Source organism: Aliiroseovarius marinus, assembly GCF_004360145.1.
GTDB classification, from domain to species: domain Bacteria; phylum Pseudomonadota; class Alphaproteobacteria; order Rhodobacterales; family Rhodobacteraceae; genus Aliiroseovarius; species Aliiroseovarius marinus.
Map to the genome: position 1 here is coordinate 72,696 of NZ_SAIT01000019.1, position 8,797 is coordinate 81,492.

Below are 8,797 nucleotides of genomic sequence, written 5' to 3' on the forward strand. Positions count from 1 at the left end.
CTCTTCTTAGCAACGCCATCGCCACAGGGGAAGAGCGTGTTCCACATCTGTTCCAACTGCCCTGCAAAAACGCCCACAACTTTCCGCCCCCTAAAGGGGGCGCGGCGAAATGCGACCCTATATAAGAAGAGTGCCCATTGACAAGTCGCCCTTTCCCAACCCATCTAACGCCCTCAAGAACAGGGCTGGTATTGCGCAGCCTGACTGAGTCGAGAGGAAGTTCATGCCCGTAGTCGTCGTTGAAAGCCCGGCCAAAGCTAAGACCATCAACAAATACCTTGGCTCGGACTATACGGTACTGGCGTCCTACGGCCACGTCCGTGACCTGCCGCCCAAAGATGGCTCGGTCGACACCGACAATGATTTCGCCATGACGTGGGAGGTCGGCCGCGACAGCGCCAAGCATGTGCGCGCCATTGCCGATGCCCTGAAAGACGACAACAACCTGATCCTTGCTACCGACCCCGATCGCGAAGGGGAAGCGATTTCGTGGCACTTGGAGGAAGCTTTGCGCAAGCGCCGTGCGTTGAAGAAAGACACGCCGGTCAGCCGCGTGGTCTTCAACGCGATCACCAAATCCGCCGTGACCGAGGCCATGCAGAACCCGCGCGACGTGGACAGCGATCTGGTCGAGGCCTATCTGGCCCGCCGTGCGCTGGACTATCTGGTGGGCTTCAACCTGTCGCCGGTTCTGTGGCGCAAACTGCCCGGCGCGCGCTCCGCAGGTCGCGTGCAATCGGTCTGCCTGCGCCTGATCGTCGAGCGTGAGGAAGAAATCGAGGCGTTCAACGCTCGTGAATATTGGTCGGTGAAGGCGCTTCTGCAGACGCCGCGCGGGCAAGAGTTTGAGGCCCGTTTGACGGTTCTAGGCGGCCAAAAGCTTGACCGGTACGACCTTGAAAACGAAACCGCCGCCGAGCTGGCCGTGCAGGCCATCACCTCGCGCGATCTGTCGGTTCAGTCGGTGGAAGCGAAGCCTGCCACCCGCAACCCCTCGCCGCCCTTCATGACCTCGACCCTGCAGCAGGAAGCCAGCCGTAAGTTCGGCTTTGGCGCGCGTCAGACCATGTCGACCGCCCAGCGCCTCTATGAAGCGGGGTACATCACCTATATGCGGACCGACGGCATCGACATGGCACCCGAGGCCGTGGCGGCTGCCCGTGATGCGATTAGCGACCGGTATGGCAAGGATTTCATCCCGGCCAACCCGCGCATCTACAAAAACAAAGCCAAGAACGCGCAGGAAGCGCACGAATGTATTCGCCCGACGGATATGACCGTGTCTGCAAACGATCTGGCGAAGCTGGAACCCGATCAGCGCAAGCTCTATGACCTGATCTGGAAGCGGACGCTGGCCAGCCAGATGGAAAGCGCCAAGTTCGAACGCACCAGCGTGGATGTGGGTTCTGATGACGGCCAGGTTGTGCTGCGCGCCACCGGCCAAGTCGTTGTGTTCGAAGGCTTCCTGAAGGTCTATGAAGAAGGCCGTGACGATCAGGTGGTGGACGATGACGACAAGCGTCTGCCGCAGATCATGGAAGGCGAGAAGGCCGACAAGAAGACCATTTCGCCCGAGCAGCACTTCACCCAGCCGCCGCCCCGCTATACCGAAGCAACGCTGGTCAAACGCATGGAAGAGCTGGGTATCGGCCGTCCCTCGACCTATGCGTCGGTGATTACCACGATCCAAGACCGCGAGTACGTTCGCAAGGACAAGAACCGCCTGTTCCCCGAGGATAAAGGCCGGATCGTCACGATCTTCCTGATGAACTTCTTCCGCCAGTATGTAGGGTACGAATTCACCGCGAACCTGGAAGAGGAACTCGACGAGATTTCGGCGGGTGACATGGATTACAAGGAAGTGCTGGCGCGCTTCTGGCGGGATTTCTCGGCCGCGATTGCCGAGACGTCTGAGCTGCGGATTTCCGAAGTGCTGGACAAGCTGGACGCGGCCCTTGCGCCCCAGCTCTACCCGCCGCGCGAAGACGGGACCGATCCGCGCATCTGCCCGAAATGCGGCACCGGTCAGCTACACCTGAAGACGTCGCGCACCGGCGGCTTCGTGGGATGTGGCAACTACCCGGAATGTAACTATACCCGCCCCATCGCAGGCGAAGGCGCCGAGGGCGAAGAGAAGCTTCTGGGCACCGATGGCGATGATGAGATCTGGCTGAAGGATGGCCGCTATGGCCCCTATGTCCAGCGCGGAGAAGCCACGCCTGAAAACAAGCGCCCCAAGCGCACCTCGCTGCCGCAGGCCCGCAATGGCGGTTGGCCGAAAGAGGAAACCGATCTGGAACGCGCGCTGCAGCTTTTGTCGCTGCCGCGCCATGTGGGCGACCACCCGGAAGGTGGCCGCATCACTGCGAACCTTGGCCGGTTTGGTCCCTATCTGATGCACAAGTTCCCGGATGACGAAAAGCCCGTGTACGTGAGCCTCAAACAATGGACCGAGATGTTCGACGTGGGCATGAACCACGCGGTTGAACTTCTGGCCGACAAGCGCGCCAACCCGGGCCGTCGTGGGGCCGCTGCCGCCAAGCCGCTGAAGGAACTGGGCGAACACCCGGAAGAAGGCGGACCAGTAAACGTGCTGGACGGGCGCTATGGGCCTTACGTGAAATGGGGCAAGGTAAACGCCACCATCCCGAAAGAGGTCGCCCCCGCTGACGTCACCATGGAAATGGCCGTGGGCTGGATCGCGGAAAAGGCTGCGAAGAAGAAGCCTGCTAAAAAGAAGGCGGCACCGAAGAAGAAGGCAGCTGCCAAGAAAAAGGCCAGCTAACCTGCGAGAGCCGGGTTGCAAATCCGGCTCCGCGTACCGCAATTTGCCTCACTTAGTATTTGTCCCTATCGTTGATCCGGCGATTGGCAGTTTCGCCGTGCGACGCCGTATTTCAAGGATAGTTTGGACATGCTGGATTTAACAAACCCCGTTTTTGAGACCTACGTGATCGCCGCGGCACTGATGGTGCTTAAGATCATGGGGCAAGGCTGGATGACGGTCTATCGGATGATGAAAAGCAACAGCGGCCTTGCCAGTCCGGAAGACGTGCAAAAAGGCATTCTGAACACCGACCCGCGCCCGGAACAATTGGACGTGAACGACTATGTCGACCGCTCGCGCCGCATGCACCGTAATGATCTTGAGAACATTCCCGCATTCCTGATCGCGGGGCTTCTGTTCGTGGTGACCGATCCCAGCCTGCTGTTGGCGCAACTGCTTATGTATGGCTTTGTTGCGGCGCGCCTGGCCCATTTCGTCGCCTATGCCACCAAGCAAACACACGAGGTCCGGGCGACATTCTATACCACCGGGTCGCTGATCGTGATCTACATGGCCTTGCATGCGCTTGCCATAGCACTTGCGAGCTAACAATTCGCGCTACCTAGCCTGGCAGGGTGAATTGCCCTCGCCCCGGCAATAGCGGCCTGTTTCGTTGACCCTCCATCCTATGATCAGAACACGAGGTTCAGCATGATCAGTGAGATCACAAGAAACAGGATTGTCATTATCCCGCCCGCTTTGACGAAGTCTTTTACCTTGTACCCCGCTGGCCCCATGATCAGCGCATTCACCTGATGGGTCGGGATGATGAAAGAATTCGACGTCGAGATTGCCACCGTCAGGGCAAACAGCGCAGGGCTGGCCCCTGCCGCCACGGCGATAGACACCGCTAAGGGCACAAGTAAAACTGTGGCGCCAACGTTGGACATCACCAGCGAAAACCCAGTGGCCAGCACTGCAATCCCGGCTTGAAGAGACCAGATTGGCCAACCATCCAGCGTGGTTAAAATCTGCTGCGCAATCCATTCGGCTGTTCCGGTGTTTTGTACCGCCTGCCCCAACGGGATCAGGCAGGCCAGAAGAAACACCGTGTTCCATCCCACTGCGTTATAGGCCTCGTCTATCGACAACACCCGCGACAACAGCATTCCGACAGCCCCAGTCAGCAGGCACAGCGACAGGCGTACATCGGTGAACAGGATGAGCGATAGCGAGACTGCAAAAAACAGCATCGCCCAGCCCACCTTGTGTGGACGAAGCTCCTCTTGCGGGAAATCCGAGGTCATGATGACGAAATTCTGATTGCCCTGCAGGCGGGTCAGATTGTCCCAGCGGGTGTGCGCGACCAGCATGTCGCCCAGCTCGAACTTCTCGACACCAATGGCGGTGGGCTCGTGATCATCGGTTTCAACATGGCTTAACGTTTCTTCCCGCCGGTGGATCGCCAACAAGGACAGCCCAAAGGTTTTGCGCAGCAGCAGCTCACGCGGGGATTTGCCAATAAGATCACTTTCCGGCGGGATCACAAGTTCAGCAATACCCGCGTTTGTAGGGGCAAACTCTTCCGTAAACACATCCAGTTGGGGGCGCACAGTCAGTCCGTATTTCTCGGCAAATCGGTCTAACTCGTCCTTTTTGCCGATGATCGCCAAACGGCACGGCGCCGCAATTTCAGCCGTCAGAACCTGCACCATCGAGGTCTTGCCGCGATAGAAGGTTGAAATGATGTAGAGGTGGTTTTCCAGATTCACATCCGCCAAGATCTGCCCCACCAGCGGACTGTCCGCCGGCACTTCGACCTCATAGACCGACGCGGTCAGGCCATAGACACGCTTAAGGTAATCCGACGTGCCCTGCCCCACCGAACTGTCGCTGACCGAGCCGCTTTCAGGCAGCACCCACCGCCCCAGCAGCAAGAAATAGAAAATCCCAGTGAGGACCAGCACAACGCCGACCGGAGCCACAGCGAACAGACCGAAAAGCTCCATCTTCTGCCCCTCGGGCAGGCTTGCATTGGCGGTTTGCAGAAGGTCATTCAGCAAAATAAGCGGCGACGACCCCACCATGGTCATCGTGCCACCAAGGATCGCACAAAACCCCATCGGCATTGCCAGACGATTGATAGGAATGCCCGACCGTGTTGAGATCCGGCTGATCACCGGAAGAAACAGTGCCGCCGCGCCTACGTTCTGCATGAAGCTTGAGATCACCCCTACAGTGCCCGCGACAATAGGCTGGATCCGCTTCTCGGACGCGCCCCCACGCTGCATGATCGTCGCGGCCACCTTGTTCATGATCCCGGTCTTATCCAGCCCGGCCCCCACGATCATCACCGCAATGATCGAAATTACCGCGTTCGAAGCAAATCCGTTGAACAGCTGATTGACATCGGCAAGATTGGTGAGCGTTGGATGGTAACTGAGGATGCCCAGGATCACCAGAACGAGGATCGCCGCCAAGTCTATTCGTACAATCTCGGAGACAAATAGGAATACTGTGAACCCCAACATGGCGCAGACGACGCCCATCTCAAATGTAAATACCAACTGCTCCATTTGCCCTCCGTTGCCCGTGTTATCTTATTGTGAGCAGAATATGTCGCGGCGCAATAAAATTGCGCAACAGATCGCAATATCGACTGGGTAGAAATACTCGAAACCGTCATTTTTGCCCCTGTTTCGTTGACAGCACACCGCCACCACGCCAGAACTTGCGCAGAAATGACGAGAGGTAACTTTCATGAACAAGGTATATGGCAGCGCCGCCGAAGCTCTGGACGGGCTTCTGTCGGACGACATGCTGATTGCCGCCGGCGGCTTTGGCCTGTGCGGCATCCCCGAGCTTCTGCTGGAGGCCATCAAGGAAAGCGGTGTGAAGGACCTGACCTTCGCCTCGAACAACGCTGGCGTTGATGATTTTGGCATTGGCATCCTGCTGCAGACCAAGCAGGTCCGCAAAATGATCTCGTCCTATGTGGGCGAAAACGCCGAGTTCATGCGCCAATACCTGTCGGGCGAGCTGGAGCTGGAGTTTAACCCGCAGGGCACTCTGGCCGAGCGTATGCGCGCAGCTGGCCACGGCATCCCCGGCTTCTACACCAAGACCGGCGTTGGCACCGTGATCGCCGAGGGCAAGGAACACAAAGACTTCCCCACCGGCCCGAATGGCGAGATGGAAACCTACATCATGGAAAACGGCATCTTTGCCGATTTGTCCATCGTGAAGGCATGGAAAGCCGATGAAACCGGCAACCTTGTCTTCCGCAAGACCGCCCGCAACTTCAACCCGCCGGCTGCTATGTGTGGCAAGACCTGCGTGGTCGAGGTGGAAGAGATCGTGCCGACCGGCTCGCTGGATCCCGACGCGATCCATCTGCCCGGCATCTACGTGCATCGCATCATTCAGGGCGAGCACGAGAAGCGCATCGAACAACGCACCATCCGGGAGGCTTAAGACATGGCTTGGGACCGCAATCAAATGGCCGCCCGCGCGGCACAGGAACTGCAAGACGGTTGGTATGTGAACCTTGGCATCGGTATCCCGACGCTGGTGTCGAACTACATCCCGGAAGGCGTCACCGTGACGCTTCAGTCGGAAAACGGCATGCTGGGCATGGGCCCCTTCCCGACCGAGGACGAGATCGACGCCGACCTGATCAACGCAGGTAAGCAGACCATCACCGAACTGCCCCAGACCGCCTATTTCGACAGCTCGATGAGCTTCGGCATGATCCGTGGCGGTAAGATCGCCATGGCAATCCTTGGCGCGATGGAAGTGGCTGAAAACGGCGACCTCGCCAACTGGATGATCCCCGGCAAGCTGGTGAAAGGCATGGGCGGCGCGATGGACCTTGTGGCCGGTGTTGGCCGCGTGGTGGTCGTGATGGATCACACCAACAAACATGGCGACTCGAAGGTGCTGAAAGAATGCACCCTGCCCCTGACCGGCAAATCGGTTGTGGACCGCATCATCACCAATCTGGGTGTGCTGGATGTGGTCGAAGGCGGCTTGAAAATCGTCGAGACCGCCGAGGGCGTGACCGAAGACGAGCTGCGCGCCGCGACCGAGGCGACCATCGTCAACTAAGCGCCTTTACAGCTTTGAAAAGCCCCCGTCTCGGGGGCTTTTTTTATGCGCTCGCGTCTTTTTGACTTGGGCGGATAGCGCATCAAGAGGCATCATTCACCCATCAGTTTTCGCAACCCCTTGGTGTGATATGAAACGTCTTCTTGCCCTTAGCGCCGCTTGTCTTGGCCTCTTTCTGCTGCCGCTCACCGCGAGCGCATTTCAAATCGATGGCGATCAGGGCGGGCGCGTGCAGGCCCGAAGCATCACCCAGTTCAACCACCCGTGGGCCATGAGTTTCCTGCCCGACGGTCGGCTTTTGGTAACCACCAAGCCGGGTCGGTTGTGGCTGGTCGGGCAAGATGGTGCGCGCTTTCAGGTTGCCGGGGTACCGCGCGTTCTGGATGGAGGGCAAGGTGGCTTGGGGGATGTGGTGCCACATCCCGACTTTGCCGAAAACAGTTTTATTTACCTGTCTTACGTGGACGCAGGCAAGCAATCCGGCACGCGCCAAGCCGTAGTGATCCGCGCGCGGCTGGATCTCTCTGCAGAGCCGACGCTCACGGATCACGAAGAAATCTGGCGCCAGTTTCCCGCCTATTCGGGCCGCGGGCATTTCTCGCACCGCTTGGCATTTGGACCCGCGAACGGGCCGCATGAGGGCAAGCTGTTCATCACCTCGGGCGACCGGCAAGAATTGGACCCGGCGCAAGACATGACGCAGGCTTTGGGCAAGCTCATTCGCTTGAACGACGATGGATCCGTGCCGACAGACAATCCCTTTCAGGAGCACGGCGAGTTGGCCAAAACCTTCTGGACGCTGGGCCATCGCAACTCACTGGGCATCGCCTTTGACGCCACGGGGCAGCTATGGGCGCATGAGATGGGACCGCGCCACGGGGACGAGCTGAACCTAATCGAGCCGGGCCGCAACTATGGCTGGCCGCTGGTGTCCGAGGGCAACCACTACAGCGGATTTAGGATCCCCGATCACGATACCCGCCCGGATCTGACCGCCCCCAAAGCCGCATGGGTGCCCAGCATCGCGCCCTCGGGGCTGGTGATTTACTCGGGCGAGCTATTTCCCGAATGGCAAGGTCAGGCACTGATCGGAGGCCTCGTCAGCCGCGCCTTGATCCGTGTCTCCTTGGACAAAGACGGCGCGCAGGAGCTTGAGCGGTATAGTTGGGACGAACGGGTGCGCGAAGTCGAACAGGGCCCAGAAGGTGCGCTGTGGGTGCTTGAGGACGGACGCCGAGGCCGCCTGTTGCGCTTAACGCCAAACTAAGCCCCCCGCCCCGCGACCTCGAACAAGTGGCATGGGTGGGCGAATTGCCCCACTTTTCCCCTCGTAATTGCTATGCAGCTTTCATAATCTCGCCTCAATCCCCGGCGATAAGTCGGCAATGACAATGAGCAGCGCAAATATGGCATCGTCCACCACAGGGAAACAATCAGCCCGCCCAGCCCCCAACAAGCGGCTGCGGGATACGCTTGTTTTGCTGGGCCTTTTCGGGCTGGTGCTGGCGGGCCTGATCGGGCTGGCCGCGGCGACTGGCTGGGAAGAAACCCGCGCGCAGCTGATGAAACTGTCGTGGGGACAGTTCGCCATTCTTCTGGCGCTGAGCCTTGTAAACTACCTATTTCGAGGCCTCCGCTGGCACGTCTTCGCCCGCAAACTGGGCCTGCCCACGGGGCTGGTTCAGGACATCCGGCACTTCCTTGGCGGCTTTGCCATGTCCGTCACCCCGGGCCGCGTGGGTGAGCTGGTGCGGATGCGCTGGCTGAAGCGCGAAACCGGCTGGAGCTTCGAGCGCACGGCGCCTCTGGTCTTGATCGACCGGGCATCGGATCTAACCGCGATGGCACTGATCCTTGGTCTGGCGCTAGCCTTCTCGACCACCTGTCAAGGGCGGCGCAAAAGTGGGCCAGTAGGGCGGCGTA

Annotated in this window: 7 protein-coding genes; 6 read left to right on the forward strand and 1 reads right to left on the reverse strand. The window is 59.3% G+C overall.

What is annotated here, in order from left to right; genetic code table 11:
- Positions 1 to 223: 223 nt before the first annotated feature.
- A complete protein-coding gene (topA, locus tag EOL43_RS14010) occupies positions 224 to 2,785 on the forward strand; it encodes a type I DNA topoisomerase (RefSeq protein WP_133489533.1) in 2,562 nt (853 codons plus the stop codon).
- A 129-nt stretch (positions 2,786 to 2,914) separates the two neighbouring features.
- Positions 2,915 to 3,376 carry an MAPEG family protein gene (locus tag EOL43_RS14015; RefSeq protein WP_240686564.1) on the forward strand — a complete coding sequence of 154 codons (462 nt, stop codon included), beginning with the start codon at positions 2,915 to 2,917 and terminating at the stop codon, positions 3,374 to 3,376.
- An 83-nt stretch (positions 3,377 to 3,459) separates the two neighbouring features.
- Here EOL43_RS14015 and EOL43_RS14020 read toward each other — a convergent pair whose 3' ends face one another.
- Positions 3,460 to 5,343: an SLC13 family permease gene (locus EOL43_RS14020; protein ID WP_133489535.1), complete on the reverse strand. Its 1,884-nt coding sequence runs from the start codon at positions 5,341 to 5,343 to the stop codon at positions 3,460 to 3,462.
- Positions 5,344 to 5,527: 184 nt separating this feature from the next.
- Between EOL43_RS14020 and EOL43_RS14025 the strand changes: the two genes are divergently transcribed.
- The 4 genes from EOL43_RS14025 to EOL43_RS14040 form a co-directional block, all read left to right on the forward strand.
- Positions 5,528 to 6,241: a CoA transferase subunit A gene (locus EOL43_RS14025; RefSeq protein ID WP_133489536.1), complete on the forward strand. Its 714-nt coding sequence runs from the start codon at positions 5,528 to 5,530 to the stop codon at positions 6,239 to 6,241.
- A gap of 3 nt (positions 6,242 to 6,244) precedes the next feature.
- Positions 6,245 to 6,874 carry a 3-oxoacid CoA-transferase subunit B gene (locus EOL43_RS14030; protein ID WP_133489537.1) on the forward strand — a complete coding sequence of 210 codons (630 nt, stop codon included), beginning with the start codon at positions 6,245 to 6,247 and terminating at the stop codon, positions 6,872 to 6,874.
- A gap of 130 nt (positions 6,875 to 7,004) precedes the next feature.
- Entirely contained in the window at positions 7,005 to 8,141 is a 1,137-nt protein-coding gene (locus EOL43_RS14035) for a PQQ-dependent sugar dehydrogenase (protein WP_133489538.1), read from the forward strand.
- A gap of 124 nt (positions 8,142 to 8,265) precedes the next feature.
- Positions 8,266 to 8,797, forward strand: a 532-nt coding sequence (locus EOL43_RS14040; RefSeq protein ID WP_338068780.1) for a lysylphosphatidylglycerol synthase transmembrane domain-containing protein, incomplete at its 3' end; no start/stop codon positions are given.

Coding starts and splice junctions, on each gene's coding strand:
- EOL43_RS14020 (WP_133489535.1), bottom strand. CDS start 5,343: ATGGAGCAGTTGGTATTTACATTTGAGATGGGCGTCGTCTGCGCCATG.
- topA (WP_133489533.1), top strand. CDS start 224: ATGCCCGTAGTCGTCGTTGAAAGCCCGGCCAAAGCTAAGACCATCAAC.
- EOL43_RS14035 (WP_133489538.1), top strand. CDS start 7,005: ATGAAACGTCTTCTTGCCCTTAGCGCCGCTTGTCTTGGCCTCTTTCTG.
- EOL43_RS14030 (WP_133489537.1), top strand. CDS start 6,245: ATGGCTTGGGACCGCAATCAAATGGCCGCCCGCGCGGCACAGGAACTG.
- EOL43_RS14025 (WP_133489536.1), top strand. CDS start 5,528: ATGAACAAGGTATATGGCAGCGCCGCCGAAGCTCTGGACGGGCTTCTG.
- EOL43_RS14015 (WP_240686564.1), top strand. CDS start 2,915: ATGCTGGATTTAACAAACCCCGTTTTTGAGACCTACGTGATCGCCGCG.